The 17,656-nt window shown below is 59.2% G+C and carries 14 protein-coding genes and 2 rRNA genes (1 of these 16 cut by a window edge); 8 read left to right on the top strand and 8 right to left on the bottom strand.

Annotated features, from left to right (window positions below):
• The 5 genes from ACA051_RS25035 to ACA051_RS25015 all read left to right on the top strand — a co-directional run.
• A 23S ribosomal RNA gene (locus ACA051_RS25035) occupies positions 1 to 445 on the top strand; it begins 2,447 nt to the left of the window's first position.
• Positions 446 to 618: 173 nt separating this feature from the next.
• Positions 619 to 734: ribosomal RNA gene (rrf, locus tag ACA051_RS25030) — 5S ribosomal RNA — on the top strand.
• A gap of 150 nt (positions 735 to 884) precedes the next feature.
• Positions 885 to 1,544: a paraquat-inducible protein A gene (locus tag ACA051_RS25025; RefSeq protein WP_077749035.1), complete on the top strand. Its 660-nt coding sequence runs from the start codon at positions 885 to 887 to the stop codon at positions 1,542 to 1,544.
• Positions 1,531 to 2,154, top strand: coding sequence for a paraquat-inducible protein A (locus ACA051_RS25020; RefSeq protein ID WP_010458355.1), 624 nt, complete (start codon positions 1,531 to 1,533; stop codon positions 2,152 to 2,154). Before ACA051_RS25025 ends, ACA051_RS25020 begins: the two co-directional genes overlap by 14 nt.
• Positions 2,147 to 4,450 carry a PqiB family protein gene (locus tag ACA051_RS25015; protein WP_497305463.1) on the top strand — a complete coding sequence of 768 codons (2,304 nt, stop codon included), beginning with the start codon at positions 2,147 to 2,149 and terminating at the stop codon, positions 4,448 to 4,450. Before ACA051_RS25020 ends, ACA051_RS25015 begins: the two co-directional genes overlap by 8 nt.
• A gap of 209 nt (positions 4,451 to 4,659) precedes the next feature.
• Here ACA051_RS25015 and mksF read toward each other — a convergent pair whose 3' ends face one another.
• The 3 genes from mksF to mksB are packed head-to-tail and all read right to left on the bottom strand — an operon-like array spanning position 4,660 to position 9,465.
• Positions 4,660 to 7,500 (bottom strand): Mks condensin complex protein MksF, encoded by a 2,841-nt coding sequence (gene mksF, locus ACA051_RS25010; RefSeq protein WP_497305461.1) that lies wholly within the window; start codon positions 7,498 to 7,500, stop codon positions 4,660 to 4,662.
• On the bottom strand, positions 7,497 to 8,198 hold the full coding sequence (mksE, locus tag ACA051_RS25005; RefSeq protein WP_347805955.1) for an Mks condensin complex protein MksE: 702 nt from the start codon (positions 8,196 to 8,198) through the stop codon (positions 7,497 to 7,499). Before mksE ends, mksF begins: the two co-directional genes overlap by 4 nt.
• A complete protein-coding gene (gene mksB, locus ACA051_RS25000) occupies positions 8,188 to 9,465 on the bottom strand; it encodes an Mks condensin complex protein MksB (RefSeq protein WP_497305459.1) in 1,278 nt (425 codons plus the stop codon). The genes mksE and mksB overlap by 11 nt, the downstream gene beginning before the upstream one ends.
• Before the next feature lie 219 nt (positions 9,466 to 9,684).
• On the opposite strand from mksB, the gene ACA051_RS24995 reads away from it, so the two are divergent.
• Positions 9,685 to 10,446, top strand: coding sequence for an energy transducer TonB (locus ACA051_RS24995; RefSeq protein ID WP_497310661.1), 762 nt, complete (start codon positions 9,685 to 9,687; stop codon positions 10,444 to 10,446).
• On the top strand, positions 10,439 to 10,891 hold the full coding sequence (gene rimI / locus ACA051_RS24990) for a ribosomal protein S18-alanine N-acetyltransferase (RefSeq protein WP_008145534.1): 453 nt from the start codon (positions 10,439 to 10,441) through the stop codon (positions 10,889 to 10,891). The genes ACA051_RS24995 and rimI overlap by 8 nt, the downstream gene beginning before the upstream one ends.
• Before the next feature lie 112 nt (positions 10,892 to 11,003).
• Here the strand turns inward: rimI and ACA051_RS24985 are convergent, their stop codons facing one another.
• On the bottom strand, positions 11,004 to 11,408 hold the full coding sequence (locus ACA051_RS24985) for a serine kinase/phosphatase (RefSeq protein WP_497305455.1): 405 nt from the start codon (positions 11,406 to 11,408) through the stop codon (positions 11,004 to 11,006).
• Positions 11,409 to 11,549: 141 nt separating this feature from the next.
• Between ACA051_RS24985 and can the strand changes: the two genes are divergently transcribed.
• Positions 11,550 to 12,194 (top strand): carbonate dehydratase, encoded by a 645-nt coding sequence (gene can / locus ACA051_RS24980; RefSeq protein ID WP_497305454.1) that lies wholly within the window; start codon positions 11,550 to 11,552, stop codon positions 12,192 to 12,194.
• 6 nt (positions 12,195 to 12,200) lie between these two features.
• Here the strand turns inward: can and ACA051_RS24975 are convergent, their stop codons facing one another.
• The 4 genes from ACA051_RS24975 to ACA051_RS24960 all read right to left on the bottom strand — a co-directional run bounded on the left by ACA051_RS24975 (position 12,201) and on the right by ACA051_RS24960 (position 17,551).
• A complete protein-coding gene (locus ACA051_RS24975; protein ID WP_497305452.1) occupies positions 12,201 to 12,725 on the bottom strand; it encodes an SET domain-containing protein-lysine N-methyltransferase in 525 nt (174 codons plus the stop codon).
• Positions 12,726 to 12,903: 178 nt separating this feature from the next.
• Positions 12,904 to 14,076 (bottom strand): hypothetical protein, encoded by a 1,173-nt coding sequence (locus ACA051_RS24970; protein ID WP_497305451.1) that lies wholly within the window; start codon positions 14,074 to 14,076, stop codon positions 12,904 to 12,906.
• A gap of 74 nt (positions 14,077 to 14,150) precedes the next feature.
• On the bottom strand, positions 14,151 to 15,842 hold the full coding sequence (locus tag ACA051_RS24965) for a J domain-containing protein (protein ID WP_497372334.1): 1,692 nt from the start codon (positions 15,840 to 15,842) through the stop codon (positions 14,151 to 14,153).
• Between the two features lie 11 nt (positions 15,843 to 15,853).
• Positions 15,854 to 17,551, bottom strand: coding sequence for a molecular chaperone HscC (locus ACA051_RS24960; RefSeq protein WP_497372332.1), 1,698 nt, complete (start codon positions 17,549 to 17,551; stop codon positions 15,854 to 15,856).
• Between the last annotated feature and the right edge of the window lie 105 nt (positions 17,552 to 17,656).

Below are 17,656 nucleotides of genomic sequence, written 5' to 3'. Positions count from 1 at the left end.
TACCGCCCAAGAGTTCATATCGACGGCGGTGTTTGGCACCTCGATGTCGGCTCATCACATCCTGGGGCTGAAGCCGGTCCCAAGGGTATGGCTGTTCGCCATTTAAAGTGGTACGCGAGCTGGGTTTAGAACGTCGTGAGACAGTTCGGTCCCTATCTGCCGTGGACGTTTGAGATTTGAGAGGGGCTGCTCCTAGTACGAGAGGACCGGAGTGGACGAACCTCTGGTGTTCCGGTTGTCACGCCAGTGGCATTGCCGGGTAGCTATGTTCGGAATAGATAACCGCTGAAAGCATCTAAGCGGGAAACTAGCCTCAAGATGAGATCTCACTGGGACCTTGAGTCCCCTGAAGGGCCGTCGAAGACTACGACGTTGATAGGTTGGGTGTGTAAGCGCTGTGAGGCGTTGAGCTAACCAATACTAATTGCCCGTGAGGCTTGACCATATAACACCCAAGCAATTTGCAAGCTTTGAGCTGAAAAGCGAAAGAGCACCAGATTGCGGTGTGTGAAGACGAAACGAACCGAAAGTTCGAAAGACTCACAAAACACCGAGATCTATCACATACCCATTCGCTGGAGCGTAATCCGTAAGGAGAACGACCTGGCTACCGAATTTCTTGACGACCATAGAGCATTGGAACCACCTGATCCCATCCCGAACTCAGCAGTGAAACGATGCATCGCCGATGGTAGTGTGGGGTTTCCCCATGTGAGAGTAGGTCATCGTCAAGATTAAATTCCGAAACCCCTATCTGCGTATGCAGGTAGGGGTTTTGTTTTGTTCGCAGGAAAGTACTCCTCCGATCACAACACAATTTTGCACAGTTATTTTCGACTCATGACACTAGAATAGGTCCAACTTTTTCGGAGGCCAGAGCCTTTATGCCAGATCCGGTTGACGCCCCCGGGCTGTCAGAATTACCGCTGGACGACTTGGTGGCGTGCCATGAGTGTGACTTGCTGATGCGCAAGCCCGAGCTCGCCCATGGCGAGAAAGCCCTGTGCCCGCGATGCGGTTACGAGCTCTACGCCCATCGGCACAACGTGGTGCAGCGCAGTCTCGCGTTGGTCATCGCCGCGCTGTTGTTGTATATCCCGGCGAACTTTTTACCCATCATGCAGCTCAATCTACTCGGGCAATCGTCGCAAGACACTGTCTGGACCGGCGTTGTCGGTCTGTTCGATACCGGCATGCAAGGCGTCTCGGTGATTGTGTTCCTGTGCAGCATGGGAATCCCCTTGCTCAAGCTGCTCTGCCAATTGGCCGTGCTGTTGAGCATCCGGTTTGATATCGGACGCAGCTACGGTTTGCTGCTCTACCGTATTTATCACCATCTAAGGGACTGGGGGATGCTCGAGGTTTACCTCATGGGCGTACTGGTGGCGATCGTAAAACTGGCAGATATGGCAGCCATTACCGTAGGTCTTGGTTTGGCGTGCTTTATCAGTTTGTTGTTGGTCCAGGTCTGGCTTGAGGTTGTGATGTCGCCTCATCAGATCTGGCAGGCTTTGTCAGGAGAGGATGCCCATGCGGGCGATTGATGCAGGCATTCTGATTTGCACCGAATGCCATGAATTGAACAAGCAGGAAGCCGACACCGACGAGCAAACCTGCACCCGTTGCGGTGCGCTGGTGCACGCCCGCCGCCCGAACAGTGTCATGCGGACCTGGGCACTGCTGGTCACCGCAGCGATTCTCTACATTCCGGCCAACGTGCTGCCGATCATGACTGTCAGCTCATTAGGGCAGGGCGATCCCAGTACCATCATGTCGGGCGTTATCCAGCTGGTTCAGCATGGAATGATTCCCATCGCTGCCGTGGTTTTTATCGCCAGTATTCTGGTACCCACGTTCAAGCTGGTGGGCATCGCGCTGCTGTTGTTTTCAGTACAACGCCGCCAGCCACTCTCGGCACGCCAACGAATCTGGATGTACCGCTTTATCGAGTTCATCGGCCGCTGGTCGATGCTGGACATCTTTGTAATCGCCATCCTCGTGGCGGTTGTGAATTTTGGACGGCTTGCCAGCGTCGAAGCCAATCTTGGCGCCATCGCTTTCGCCAGTGTGGTGATTCTCACGATGCTTGCCGCAGTTACTTTCGATCCCCGACTGATTTGGGATAACACGGAGTCGGACGACGACCATGACTGATTTGCCTATAGCTAAAACCCGACCGGCCTCGAACTGGTCTGCCATCTGGGTGCTGCCCCTGATCGCTCTGATCATTGGCGGCTGGCTCGGCTGGCGTGCCTACAGCGAAACCGGTATCGAGATACAGGTGCGTTTCGAAAGCGGTGAAGGTATTCAGGCCAACAAGACTGAAGTCGTCTACAAGGGCATGTCAGTCGGCAAGGTGAAAACCCTTAAACTCGATGACGAAGGCAGCTCCAAGGGGGTGATCGCCACCGTGGAGATGAATAAGGACGTGGAGCAATACCTCAGGACCAGCACCCGTTTCTGGCTGGTCAAGCCGAGCGTGACGCTGGCCGGTATCACCGGACTGGAAACGCTGGTGTCCGGCAACTACGTGGCCATCAGCCCCGGCGAGGGCGAGCCTACCCGCAAGTTCAAGGCTCTGGCTGAAGAGCCACCTCTCTCGGACTCTCAGCCCGGTCTGCACCTCACCATCAAGGCTGATCGTCTCGGCTCACTGAATCGCGGCAGCCCAGTGTTCTACAAGCAGATCAAGGTCGGCCAGGTCAAAAGCTACTTGCTTTCGGAAGACCAAAGCACAGTCGAGCTCAAAGTGTTCATTGAGCCTACCTACGCCAATCTGGTGCGCAAACACACACGTTTCTGGAACGCCAGCGGCATCAGCATCGACGCCAACCTGTCCGGTGTAAAAGTGCGCAGCGAGTCTCTGGCCAGCATTGTTGCCGGCGGTATTGCCTTCGCCACGCCGGAGAACCGCAAGGACAGCCCGCCCACCGATCCGAGCCTGCCATTCCGTCTCTACGAAGATTTCGATGCCGCCGCCGCCGGTATTCGGGTCAAGGTCAAACTCAGCGACTTCGAAGGAATGCAGGCCGGTCGCACACCGGTTATGTATAAAGGCATTCAGGTCGGCAATCTGAAAGCGCTCAAGATCGATCCAGATCTATCCAGTGCCACCGCCGAATTGACCCTCGACCCTCTGGCTGAAGACTATCTGGTTGAAGGCACCCAGTTCTGGGTGGTCAAACCGTCGATTTCGCTGGCCGGTATCACCGGTCTCGAAGCGTTGGTCAAAGGCAACTACATCGCCGTGCGTCCAGGAGACAAGGGCGCCGCACCGCAGCGCGAGTTTGTGGCACGGCCGAAGCCACCACCGCTCGACTTGCGTGCACCCGGACTGCACCTGGTGCTGTTCACCGAAAACCTCGGCTCACTGGAGGTCGGCAGCCCGATTCTCTACAAGCAGGTCAAGGTCGGTTCGGTCCAAAGTTATCAGTTCTCACGCACCAAAAAGCAATTGGTGATTGGTGTGCACATCGAGAAAGAATACGAAGGTCTGGTCAATGCCTCGACACGCTTCTGGAATGCCAGCGGCATCACGCTCACGGGCGGCTTGACCGGCGGAATCCAGGTCAAAAGCGAGTCGCTGCAAAGCCTGATGGCCGGCGGCATTGCCTTCGAAACCCCGGAAGCCAAGGCGCCGTTGCAGAAGCGCATTCCACGTTTCCGCCTGTTCGCCAACCATGAAGAGGCCAATCAGAAAGGCACCGTGGTCACGATCAAGGTCGATCGTGCCGATGGCTTGCGCAGCGGTACTCCCGTGAGATTCAAAGGCCTGGATGTCGGCAAGATCGAAGATGTCGACCTGAGCGATGACCTGCAATCGGTGATGCTCACCGCCCGAATCACCGAAGTGCCGGAGCGTATTGCCAGGGTCGGCACGCAGTTCTGGGTGGTCAAGCCTGAGCTGGGCCTGATCAAGACCTCCAACCTGGAAACGCTGGTAACTGGCCAATACATCGAAGTGCAGCCGGCAGCGAAGAACCTCGGCCCCCAGAAGAATTTCGTCGCCCTGACCACGCCACCGGAGTCGGCCAAACAAGAGGCCGGCTTGAGTCTGGTCCTGAGCGCCGCTCGCCGTGGTTCACTGAAAACCGGTGTGCCAGTGACGTACCGCGAGGTCACCGTGGGCAAAGTGACAGGCTATGAATTGGGTCAGACCGCTGACCGTGTGTTGGTGCACATTCTGATCGAGCCGAAGTACGCGCCGTTGGTACGCAGCGGCACGCGTTTCTGGAACACCAGTGGTTTCGGGTTCGACTACGGCTTGTTCAAAGGTGCGACGGTCCGTACTGAATCGTTGGAAACGCTGATTCAGGGCGGCATCGCCTTCGCCACGCCGGAGGGTGATCGCATGGGCAGTCCGGCGCGGCCTGAGCAAACCTTCCCGCTGTTCGACAAGTTTGAAGATGAATGGCTGACCTGGGCGCCGAAGATTTCACTCGGCAAATAGTCCATCGGCGTCAGGGATGACGCCTTCGCGAGCAAGCCCGCTCCCACAGGGTTGTGTGTTAAACACAGATGTTGTGTACAACAGCGATCACTGTGGGAGCGGGCTTGCCCGCGAAGAGGCGCTGAAGTTCACTACAAATCCCACACAATGAAAAAGGCCGCAATCCATTGGATCGCGGCCTTTTTTATCGCCTTCGATTTAACGCAAAATCAGACCGCATCCAGCTCCGGCTCATCCGCTTCAACGCTAACCACAGCCTTCACCTCATCATGGCGACGAATGTACTTCCAGTCCGCCTCATCAATGTAGATTCCGTTCGGCCCGCTGCCACCTTCCAGGTCAATCGCCACACTGGCGCAGACCTGCGGCTTCACACTCGCCAGGATCGGCACGAAACCCAGTTGCAGGCTGGTTTCCAGCAACGCTGCCTGGTTCTTCTCGTCGATGTCTGCCGCTTCGTCGAGGTAGTACGGCAGGCGCACGCGACCGGCCTGGTCGCGGTCCATCAAGTGCAGCAACAAGTACATGTTGGTCAGCGCCTTGATGGTCATTGTGGTGCCGTTGGAGGCTGCGCCGTCGATGTCGGTGTGGATAACCGGTTGACCATTGACCTTGGTGATCTCGAAGGCCAGTTCGAACAAGTCCTTGAGGCCGAGCTGGTTGTGGTTCGCCGCCACCAACCGCGCCAGATACTCCTTGGCTTCTTCGTTCTTGTTGTCCTGATCGGCGCTTTGGCTCAGGTCGAACACGGAGAGGGTTTCGCCTTCTTCGTACTGGCCGGCGCTGTGGATGATCTGGTCGATGTGCTTGAGCGCTTCCTTGTTCGGCGCGAGCACGATGCGGAAGCTCTGCAGGTTGGACACCTGACGCTTGTTGATCTCGCGGTTGAACAGCGCCAATTGGTGCTCAAGGCTGTCGTAGTCGCTGCGGATGTTGCGCAGGGTCCGAGCGATGTCGGTCACCGCTGCACGACGCGCCTTGCCGAGGGTCAGCGCTTCTTCGGTGCGGTGTGCGTAAGCGTTGATCAGCAGTTGCAGGCGACGCTCCATATCGTCTTCGCTGTCGAACTTGGCCACGCCCTTGAGACGGACTTGCGCGTAAAGCGCCTCGATCTGGCCATCGCTGCGCTGCAAACCCTGCCAGCTGTCCTGATAGTCGTTGAGCAGTGGCAACAGGTTGTCCATTGAATCGTCGATCGGGTCCATGAACGGCGTACCGAACGGCAGGTCTGCGGGCAACAGCTGACGGCGGCGCAAGGCGTCGTCGAGGGTGCGTTGCTTGGCTTCCATGTCGCCGATCTGCCGGCCGACCAGTTGCAGCTTGGCCGACAGTTGCTGGACGCGCTCGGTGAAGGCATCGCTCGAACGCTTCAATTCGTCCTGCGCCGCTTCCATCTGCGCCAGTTGCTCCAGCTTGTCGCCTTCCTCGGCGCTCAAGGTTTGCGCGCGACGGAAATCTTCCAGGGCTTTCTGCGCATCCAGCACTTGCTGGTACAGCGCTTCGGTCTGGGTCTTGCTCGCCGCGCGGTCAGCGACCACGGCAGCCTGGGTTTTCAGTTGCTTGAGCTCTTTCTCCAGTCGCTCTTTCTGATCACGCAACGCGGCGCGGTCAGCCAGGGCTTGCAGGGCGGGCGGCTCGATGTGCGAGATGTCGATGGCCAGCCCCGGCACTTCAAAACGCTCACCTTTGAAGCCGTCGAGGATCAGCTCCAGGGATTTGACCCACTGACCGTCCTCGTCCAGCGTAATCCCGTGCTCACCCAGCGGCAGGCTGAACAGCGCGCTGTTGAACAGGCGCATCAGGCGCTCGACGTCCTGCTGCGAGAACTCTTCGCGCAGACGGGCGTAGCTGTTGTTGTCGGCGTGATCGAGTTGCTGCTTCACCGATTTAAGGCGTTTTTCCAGGTCCCGCAGACGTTCTTCAAGGTCTTCGGCCGAGAACTGTCGCGACTGGGCCAATGCACCGGCCAGTTCATCGTGCGCGTCCTTGGCCGCGAGCAGTTGCTGCTCCAGCACTTTGACGTCATCGACCAAAGCGAAGCGATTCTTCAGCGCGGACAGTTCGCCGAGCCAGCGCTGGATGCCGGTGATCTCCCGCTCCAGGCGCATCAATTCCTGAGTGCCGCCGCGCTGATCGTTTTGCAGGGCGTCCTGCTCGTTGCGGTAGTGCTCGGCCTGAATCGTCAGCTCTTCCTTGCGCGCACTGGCGTAGTCCGACCAAGTGCCGAGCAGGGAGTCGAGCAGCGGCGAAATGCGGTGCAATTTGCCGCGCAGGATATTGCGCTGGGTTACGCCGGCTGCGAGCGCCTCAACCAATGGGCCGGCAGTGACCAGCGAGTTGTAGTCCTGCTCCATGCGGCGTACATCGCGGAACGCTTCTTCGCACGCGGCGATGTAATCGACACTGCCGGAACGCAGGCTGTGTTCGAAGGCATCGAGGAACAATTGCTTGAGCTTGGCCGCGGTGATTTCGCGCATGTGCAGCAGGTTGATGAACAGCGCGCGGAAAGTCTTCAGGCTCTGCTCGCTGGTGGAGCGCAGCGGGATCAGCGTCAGGTCCAGCGGAATCGAAGTGTGACCGCCGACCAGCAAGCGGCGCAGTTCATCCGGCTTGAGCTCGTAGGCTTTCAGGCCTTCGCGCTCAAGGTTGGTGAACAGCTCTTTCTGCCGCAGGCAGGTGTCGTTCTTCTGGTAATGGGCCAGGTCCAGTTTGCCGGCATAGGCAAAGAACTGGTGACCAAATCCACCGCCCGGGCCGCGACCGACCACACCGATCACATGCGGACCGTGAGGCAGCGAGACTTCGACCAGAATGTAACTGGTGTCCGAGGCGAAATAGAAACGACGGGATTGTTCCAGGCTGTATTTGCCGAAACTCATGTCCGACATGCGAGCCAGAATCGGGAACTGCAAGGCGTTGATCGACGCGGATTTACCGAGGTTGTTCGCGCCGTAGACCGACAACGGTTCTTCCAGCGGAAACAGGCCCAGGCTGTAACCGGCGGTGTTCAAAAGGGCAAAGCGGCGAATGCCGTAGCGTTCCTTGCTCATGCGTCGGTCTCCTGTTCTTCGGCGATGGCACGGGCCATGGCGTCTTCTTCGCTTTCTTCAGCGAAGTCGCTCAGATCGAGCGGGTCATCGGTTTCCAAAAGTTTTTCGTCGCTGTCGTCATCGATCAGCACTGGAACCGGCAACGGCAACACGCTGTGCAGGCTGGCTGCCAGGTCGCGGTCTTGTTGAACCGACAGGCAGACATCGAGGAAACGGTGCATCGGCGGCAGGAAACGGTAGATGCCATTTTCTTCGCCGGCGAAACCGAGTTGGGTCATGCGGCGCATGATTTTTTCTTCGAGTTCTTCGACGGTCTGCACTTCGGCCTGGATAAACAAGTCGCGGTATTTCTCCAGCAGCGATGGCAATTCATCGCGGCCGAGGCTGCCACCATCGAGCACCGCGACCGGATCGCGGCCCTGGTCGGCCAGATGCTCGACGAGGATGAAGGTGAACAGCGCCAGGCGTTGTGCGGTCTTGTTCACTGCCGCAGCGGCCAGATCCGGCACGAAGTAGTAGAAACCACGGGTGTCGCAGACCAACTCATAGCCCAGCGCCCTGAATAGCGTGCGGTACTGGTCTTGGAAGTTCGACAGTTGCGCGTACAGCTCCGGGTCGCGGCGGCTGACGTGGTAACCCTTGAACAGCTCGCGAAAGATCGGCGCCAGTTGGGACAGTTCGGATAGATCAAGATGCATGTGGAGTGCTCGCAGAATTCTCGGCGGCGCTGTCGCCGGCCGAGAGCAGGGCGAAGGAGCGCAGGCTGACCTGGTGCTCGTGAGTGTGGTAATCGCGACGTTCCAGACGCTCGCGTTTGAAGCGTTTTTCCCGCGACAGGCGCGAGAACCAATAAAGCAATTCGTCGGTGGCGCCGTCCGGTTCTTGCTCCAGCAGCCAGGTCATCAGATCCGGCATTGGCAGGGCGTCTTCGCAGCGCTCGAGCATTTCGCGAACGGTGCGCGGCGCGCGCGGGGCTTCGCCTTTCTGGGTCTTGTGGGCCTTGGGGAAGCGCGCCGGTTTTGGCTCGAAACGCGCCAGCGCATACACGTAGGCTTCAACCTGACTGGCGCTGCCGAGGAAGGTGCTTTGCGGTCGGGTGAACATCGGCATCGCGGCTTGTGGCACCGCATCGATGCCTTTGCGACGGATGGCCGACAAGGCCAGCGCCGCGCCACGGGTCACGGCGTTGTGGCGGCGCGCTTCTTCACGCAGCGGCAGCAACAATTCGCGGGCGTGGCGCAGGGTCAGCTGGGCGCTGGTCTGCATTTCGAGGATGCGCGCGTGGGTGCGCAGCAGCATGTCGTCATCGACCAGATGGCCGAGGCGCTGCTGTTCGGTGAGCATCTTCAGCAGGACGTTTTCGACCTTGCGCACGCCTTGCTCGAAGGCGCCGTCAGCGTTCACCAACTGAATCATCGGCTCGACGTATTCGTCCCAGGTCGCCAGCACTTCGGCGTAACGCTGACGCAGCGGGATTTGCCGGTCGCTGGTTTTGGCGCGTTCGGCGACGGCCACCAGGGCCTGTTCGTCGTTCGCGAGCTTCTTCAGTACATCGCGCACACGCATGTCGAGCAGGCGCAATTGACGCGCCAGGTCGTGGCCGTCGCGGATGTCGAAGGCGTCCTGGATGTAACCGGCAAGGCGTTCGAGGTGGCGCAGATAGGCTTCGATCTCCAGGCACAGGCCCAGACGGTGCTCACGGCGCAGGTAAGCGAGGAAGTCGTGGATCTGCGCGTTGAGCTCGAAACGGTTCGGGCTTTTCGCCACGGGAACCAGAATGTCGAGGCGGATCCACACGTCCAGCAGGCTGGTGATGTCCTGCGGCGTACTGTCGAGTTGCTGGGCGGCCAACTGTGAACGCAGTTCGTTGAGGCTCAATGTGCCTTGGTCGAAGTGCTCGCACAGTGGCTCCAGAAGTGCCCAGTGTTCAGCGAGGGCGCGCAAGACGCGCTTGGGTTCGATCATCGGAATGGCCGGCTGGTTGGCGATTAAAAGCCGCGATTGTACTGCATCGGGGCCGATGCGATTCACTCTCGGGACGGGCTGTAGCTGTTTCTAAGGGAAAGAGTATCGATCAAGCGCGGGCGATCTTGAGCGAAGGGCGGTAGAATCAGCGCACTTTAGTTATCCACAAGTGGCCGACCTTTGCTTATCGAGTCCCGTCGCCGCGCCTATTTGACCGCCATGCAGGTGGTCAACTGGCTGCCGCGCACCGAATTGCCCTTTGCCGCGCCCTCGCGTCCCGAGCTGCTGGCGATGCCGGAGCCGTTGGTCGCCGCCGCGCCGGTGGTAGCGGCGTCCACACCTGCGCCTGCGCCTGCCGCCAACGTAGCGGCTGCGCCGATGGTGGCGCCGACGGAGCGAGTCAAGATCGAGGTGCCGCGCCCCTCATTGGCCAGCACCCGCACGAACGCCAAGGTCGAAGAAGAGGCCGCACCGGTCGTCGCCAAGGCAGTCCAAGTGCCGCCACCGCGTTTTTCCCTGCAATTGTTGCGCGCCGGTCGTTGCCTGCTGTTGGTCGAGTTACCCACAGGCGAACCGTTCCAGACCCGCGATCCAGCCTATCTTTTGCTCAAAGATATGCTGCGCGCCGCCGGTCTGCCTGACGCCCCGCAGATCATCGGCGAGCCGGTCCGCTGGCCGCTGCTGGCCCGGGGCACCATGGACCAGGGGCCGGAAGCCGCTCGGGATTTTGTGCAAGGTTTCCTCTCGGCCCGGCTGGAAGACGCTCCGTGCGTCTGCGTGTGGCTGATCGGTCTGCCAGCGGTGCGTTTTGCCGGTGAAGCGAACGCCGAATCCTTCAACCGTGAACTCCAGGTCGAAGGCCTGGGCTCGGTCTGGGCCCTGCCGGGCCTGGAATTATTAATGGAAGAGCCACAGCGTAAGGCTGATGTCTGGCAAGCCATGCGTCGGCTGATGGCGCGCTGGAAAGAATCGAATGAGTGACGCTGTATCGTTTCGCCCGATGACCGAGGCGGACTTGGACGCTGTACTGAAAATCGAATACGCGGCGTACAGCCATCCCTGGACCCGCGGGATTTTTCTCGATGGGCTGGGCAAGTACCAGATCTGGCTGATGTTCGAAGGTCAGCAACAGGTCGGTCACGGCGTGGTGCAGATCATTCTGGATGAAGCGCATCTGCTGAACATCACCGTCAAACCGGAGAATCAGGGCCGTGGCCTGGGTTTGACGCTGCTGGAGCATTTGATGTCCCGGGCGTATGACGCCAAGGCGCGGGAATGTTTCCTGGAAGTGCGCGACAGTAACCGTGGGGCGTTCAAGTTGTATGAGCGGTATGGGTTTAACGAGATCGGGCGGCGACGGGATTATTATCCGGCCGTTGGCGGGCGGGAAGATGCTGTGGTCATGGCCTGTACCCTCGTCGATTGAGCCTTTTTAAAAGCTTCGCGGGCAAGCCTCGCTCCTACGGGATTAGTGGGTACGACACCAATCCTGTAGGAGCGAGGCTTGCCCGCGAAGCCGTTCTGACTGACATCAACGATCAACGATTACCATCCATCGGATCCCGCCGCGCCAGTTCCTCTTCATCCAGCCCATTCCCCCCGCCAATATCGTCTTCATCGACAATGCTCAAATCCCAATCCGCCTGATTGCCTTCACCGGCCTCATGGGCATCCCGCGCACCGTCTTCACGGATCAACGTTTCCGGACTCATGTCATCATCGGTAGACTCATGGTCATCGGTCGAGGCCCCCGTCATGCCCGCTTCACGCACACGCTCCCGAGGCATCAGCCGTTCGCGCTCGGTTTCCGACAGTTCGTCGCCGATTTTCGCGCTGGGTTCGTCCTCGTCGAAATCCAGTTCATGCATCGAACCCATGCGGTCTTCGTTGTCGTCGATGGGCTCGGGCTGCGTCGCATCGAACGGACGTCGTGAATCAGTCATGGCAATTCCTCATACTGTGGGCCTTACTACGGTGGACCCGCTGAACTCCTGAGAATTCCACCGGCAATACTTGCATCAAGCGCGTGACCCCGACGGGCGGTTGTCTGTCAAACCAGCGCATCATTCTTGAGGCTTTACAGCATGAACGAATTACAAGATCTGATTGATAACAACGAACGCTGGGCCGAGGCGATCAAACAGGAAGATCCGGACTTCTTCTCCAAGCTGGCTCGCCAACAGACGCCGGAATACTTGTGGATTGGCTGTTCCGACGCCCGTGTGCCGGCCAACGAGATCGTCGGCATGCTGCCCGGCGACCTGTTCGTCCACCGCAACGTGGCCAACGTGGTGCTGCACACCGACCTCAACTGCCTGTCGGTGATTCAGTACGCGGTCGACGTGCTCAAGGTCAAACACATCCTCGTCACGGGCCACTACGGCTGCGGCGGTGTACGGGCTTCGATGCAGGATCGCCAGTTGGGCCTGATCGACGGCTGGCTGCGCTCGATTCGTGACCTCTATTATGAAAAACGCGAAGAACTGGCCGAGTTGCCGACCGAAGAAGAACAGGTAGACCGTCTCTGCGAGCTCAACGTGATCCAGCAAGTGGCCAACGTCGGCCATACCAGCATTGTGCAAAACGCATGGCATCGCGGGCAGAACCTGTCGATCCACGGTTGCATCTACGGCATCAAGGATGGCCGCTGGAAAAGCCTGAACACGACCATCAGCGGCTTTGAGCAATTGCCGCCGCAGTACCGACTGCGTCCGGTCGAGACGCTGTAAAACGGTTTAACAGAGACTGCGCCGACGCCAGTGGTGGAAATACAACTGGCCGTCGGCGTTCGGCGATTCTTCGTAGCCGCAGATCCAGCCGCGACACTCCCGGGACCCGCACTGACAGGCGAACTGGCGCAGCAGTTTGTCTTCGGTCGTGGCGTAATCCATCGTCAGGGTGTCGCCTTTCTTAATATCCTTCAGTGCCCACAACCACAGCTCGCTCATGTCGAAAAAGACATTGGGGTCACAAGAGTGACTGAGCAGACCGCTGAAGTGTGGGTCGTAGACGTGGATACCAGGCGCCAGTTGCCGGGTATGTGGATGGCGATAAGGCAGGAGATGCCCCGACACGCGGCAGATTCGGCTGATCCGTGGAAATTCGCGCAGGGCTACGATAGCCACCGCCAATCCACTGGCGTTGTAGATAATCTCGAAATCGTCCCGGGAGGGAAATCCAAGGCCCAGCGGTAGCTCCGGGAAGGGATAGATTCCATCGGGAGGTTGCGCAACGGTCCCGTGCAGGGAATGAGGTTTCATAACGATCCTTGTCGGCAGCGCGTTGCGACTTCCCAAACTGACGTCCTGTCAGCCCTGCAACACAGAGGTTTACCTCAAGATCTCGCAAATTAAACGACAGGTCTACTGTCAGAACTGACAGGAGGGAAGTGCGCTTTTGCGCGTAAGCCTTCACTCACGCGCAAAAGTGTAAGGGCGATTACAGCGCCGGCACAGGGGCCGCAGTCTCAGGCGCCGGGGCTTGCAGCTGTTTGAGTTGCGCCTGGATCGGCGTCGTTGCGCACTTGGCCACGGCTTGTTCAGGCGTCAGGTTGCGGATTGAGGTGTAGAACAGCTCGCAGGTTTTTTCTTTCTGGGTCACTTGCCACGTCTGGGTGCAACCTTTCAGTTGAACGGTCGGGTCGGTCCCGGGTTTGCTGCCCATACCGGCCTGCCAGCAGGCGGCGCTCAAGTCCTGGCCCATGACTTTAAGCCCCGCGGCGTCGGCCTTGGCCTGAGCATCGTCGCCGGTGTAGCTCTCCGGGTTGGCGGCGTACCAGATGTAACTCGGGTGGTTGGAACCCAGCACCGGCACTTTCACTCCCTCGCTCGGGCTGATCGTGGCCAGACCGAGCACATTCACGGTCGGACCATATTGCTGCTTGATCCAGTTACGCACCGGAGCGCCGAACGCGACCATCGGCAATGCGGCACCGCGAGCGTTCTGGCTGACCTCTTTGACCATGGTGGTCTGGTAGTCCTTGAAGTAGTCGTAGACGCCTTCCAGATCCTTGCCCGCACTGGCCGGCGCCGCAATCGGTGCGATATCGATGATGGTCTGGTAGCCCGGCGTCTGATCGGCGGGGATACCGTTGTCGGTCAGCAGCGTGGCCCAGCGATCCGTGGTGGCGGAGCGCAGGTAATCCTGGGCTTGCGTCAGGGAGTAATCCGGCGGGAAATGCAGCAGCTCGACGCTCTTGCGGTTTTCCAGGGCCATGCCCAGCGGCAGGAACAAATACCAGCTGTAAGCCCACTTGCCATCTACGTTGAGCTTTTTGGCGCCGGTGTAGGCCAGATCACCGGCATTGAGCAGCGCGGCCAGGGGTTTTTCGTAACCCTTCGGCACACCGCTGATGTCGGCGTAGAGCTGATCGTTATCGGTCTTGACCCGCACTTTCGCGGAGCTGTAGCCATCGCGCTGCACGCTTTGGGTCAGGTAGTGCTCGACGGTCTGCTCAAGCGTCCAGTTGCGGAAGCAAACTACGTTGCAGTTGTTGGGGTAGGCGAACAGCCGCGTGACGCGTTCGGTGCTGCCCAGTTTCAGATCGACATTGGCGTGGGCGGCGGCGCTCAGGGTGAGGGCCGCGAGGGTAAGTCCTGTCAGTTTGAACATGCTCAGATCCTTTTCAGCGTGGGTCCGCGTTGATCGCGGGCGATAGTTACTTAAGCAGATCGGCCGGCAATCGCTCACCTGAACATCAAATGAGTCAGGTGATACTCCGGGAAATACATCCGGCACACGAAGATGACGCCGACCATCACCAGCAAAAACACTAACTGCAAGGGACTGAAGTGCGCCCAATGCAGCGCGGTCAACCATGGACGCCGAGCAGCCAGTTCAGGATCAAGCTGACCGATACGGCGCTTGTGCAAGAGTCCGATTAGCATAAAACCGACATAAGTCGCCATGCCCGGCCAACCCAACAGAAGCCCGAACAGCAGCGTGAGGACGGCTTGCGGAGCACCATGTCGGATCACCAGCCAGCGGGTATCCGGGTTCCAGTGTCGGGGGACCAGGCCTTCGGTCAGCCACAGGTCCTGGACAATGAAATGCGCGGTGTACGGCACCCACCAGCTCATGGTTGATCGGAAAAACCAGACCGGCGCGCAGGCGAATACCAACGGGATGAATATCATCGGGATGCTGATGCTGAAGCCTTTGGATTTGTACTCGGTCGGGAAATAAAACAAAAACAGCGCCAGTGCGATACCCGCCCAGACTTGCACCCAGGTTTCGGCGGCAATGGGGCGCGGCAGGAAACGTCGCCAGTGGAAAACATCGGCGTGGGGCAACCGTAAACGCAATTGCGGGTAACGCCATTTAAGGGTTTGCGCAAGGTCATGGCAGGCCTGCCATTCGTTCTGGCCAAAGCCGTCGACCATTTTCTTCTGTTGCCCGGGCTTCATCGGGTTCATCAGCAGATGCGCAGCCTGAACATCGGCGGGCAGCCAGGTCCGGTTGTCTTGTGCCTTGACTTGCAGGCTTGCGTAGAAGCTTTCCTGATTACAGCGCTCGATCAGTGCCTGCCAGAGCGACGCTGGTTCAGGATGAATGCCTTTTTTATCGTCCCAGCCAAACACCTGACCGACGTGGTCGAACAGCGGCAGGCTCCATTGGGTGTCGTTGAACAATTGCAGAAGGATTCGCTGCCACTCCTGGCGTCGATCGAACACCTGCAGCCAGGGTTGTGCGGCGTAACTTTTGAGCTGCGTCAGGAATTCCCGCTCCTTGCCGGCTTCGAGCAACTCCTGCAACGCCTGCCGATAATCCTGCAGCAAACCACTGGCGAGAGCGTCTCGCTGCCAATCGGTCATCTCGACGTTTTGCCAGGGCGCGAGCCAATCGAGGTGCTGGACCGCCCAGGTGGCAATCGAATTGCGCAAGCCCGGGTGATCGAAGCACAACGCCAGCAGCAATCTCTCAAACGCTTGGGCGCAGTGCTGTTGTTGCGCTTGCGTCCAGCGTTCGGTCAGATTTTGCTCAGAGAGCCCATCGAGCAATGTGCGCGCTGCCAGCTCGTCCTGCGTGATGACCGGTTCGTGCAGGGGCGCGGGATCGGATGGTGCAAGGTTCAGCGAGCGAAGAGGGCCCGGACTTTCAAGGCTCAGCGGACGCAGCTCGAGCACATCGGACCACGCCTGGAGGTTGGCATGATTTGGCTGTTCGCCGACTTCGACCGTCGCGACTTCAGGTTCTTCGGCGGCATATTCGGCCCGCCATTGCACAACATCCAGCGCTCGCTCATAGGCTTCGCGCAAGCGTTGAAAGCCTTCGGGATCTTCATCGGGCCGGAAGGTTTTCAGCAGCCGCGCATAGCTTCGCTTGATGGTGCGCGCATCAGCGTCTTCGGGCAGTTCCAGCACAGACCAGCAATCCATGTTGCTGCTCCTTAGTGCCAGAGACCGTTGTCCAGCGTGCCCAGTTGCTGGGTCAGTTCGCTGCGCGCTTCACGGATCCGCCGTTCATCCTGCGAATCAAGCACGTGCTGAAACTGTTTGGCCCAATGACCGATCTGTTCACGCATCTGCCCCAGACTTTCCTGATAGAGACGCTCAAGGCGTGCGGTCAAAACGGTATTGACCTGTTGATCGCGCGGATGAATCTTCAACAGCGCCAGGCCCTCCAGTCGCTGCTGAATCTCCTCGGGTGTGAGCACGCCGGGATTGTTCTCGATGACCAGCGAATGCTTGTCGCCCGTCAGCGGGATGACCACTTGGGCTTCGAGCAACCCGTTGTTGTCGTAGGTGAAACGCACATCGAGGGCGACTTCGCCGGCCTTGCGTTTCGGCACCTTGATGTCCAGTTCGCCCAATGCCACGTTGTCTTTGACCAGGCGGCTTTCGCCCTGAAAGATCTTCAGCCGCACCTGGTCCTGATTATCTTGCAGGGTGTATACGGTTTTCACCCGGCTCACCGGCACGATGCTGTTGCGCTCGATGATCGGCAGGTAATGTCCGCTTTCGTATTGCTGGCCGATTTGGGTCGAAGTTTCGATGCCCAATGTGTAGGAACAGACGTCGGTCAGCACCACTTCTTCCAGCGCGGCGGAGCGTGCTTTCAAGGCTGCCTGGATCGCCGCACCGTGGGCCACGACTTCGTCCGGGTCGAGACTGATCGAAGGAAAACGCCCAAACAGGCCGGCCGCCAGTTTGCGAACCAGCGGCATGCGCGTCGTACCGCCCACCAGCAGGATTTCGTCGAGGTCACTGACCCTAATCCGCGCGTCTCTCAGGGCTCGTTCGATCGGTGTGCGCAGGCGTTCGAGCAATGGCGTGTAGAGCGTGGCCAATTGCGCTTGGGTGATGGTTTGTGTCCATTGCTGGCCGTCGACCCGCAGGCTGAATTCGGCGCTGCTGTCCTGGCCCAGGGCTTTGCGCACGCGCTCGGCCTCGCGACGCAACGGCTGGATGATGCTGGCGCGGTCAGGAAAGTTATCGGTGTTGCGATGGTGCTCGAGAAAATGCTCAAGCAGCACGCTGTCGAAATCTTCGCCGCCCAGGAAGTTGTCGCCCGCGCTGGCGCGCACTTCCATGACCCCGTCGAACAGCTCCAGGATCGACACATCGAAGGTGCCGCCGCCGAGGTCGAACACCAGGAACGAGGTTTCCTTGTCCCGTTGGTGCAGCCCATACGCCAGGGCTGCCGCGGTCGGCTCGTTGATCAGCTTTTCAACCTTCAGACCGGCCAGTTCACCGGCAATCCGCGTGGCCTTGCGCTGGGCATCGCTGAAGTAGGCCGGCACGCTGATCACCGCTTCATGCACGGTTTCGCCAAAGGCCCGTTCGACGTCTTCCTTCAGGCTTTTGAGCACCAGCGCCGAAAGCTCCTCGGGGCGGAATGACCTGTCTCCCAGCCGCACTTCCGTGGCGCTGCCCATGTGCCGCTTGAACAGCGAAGCGGTCTGGCGCGGGTGGGTGTGCAAACGCTCGCGGGCGGCCTGACCCACCAACACGCGGCCCTGATCATCGAGACCCACCACGCTAGGGGTGAGAAACTGGCTCAGGGCATTGGGCACCAACTCGCTGGACTCCCCACGCCAGACGGCGACGAGGCTGTTGGTGGTCCCCAAGTCAATCCCTACGATCATTACGATGAACTCCCTTTCCGGCCTGCAAAAAGTTGAAACAGATAATATTCGCGCAAGGATATTACCGGAGCAGCGGGGCGGTAAAGGAAAGTAGTGGCACTGAGC

Source organism: Pseudomonas sp. LBUM1669 (assembly GCF_059695705.1).
Note: the sequence above shows the minus strand (reverse complement) of the source record. Positions and strands in the feature narration are given on the sequence as shown.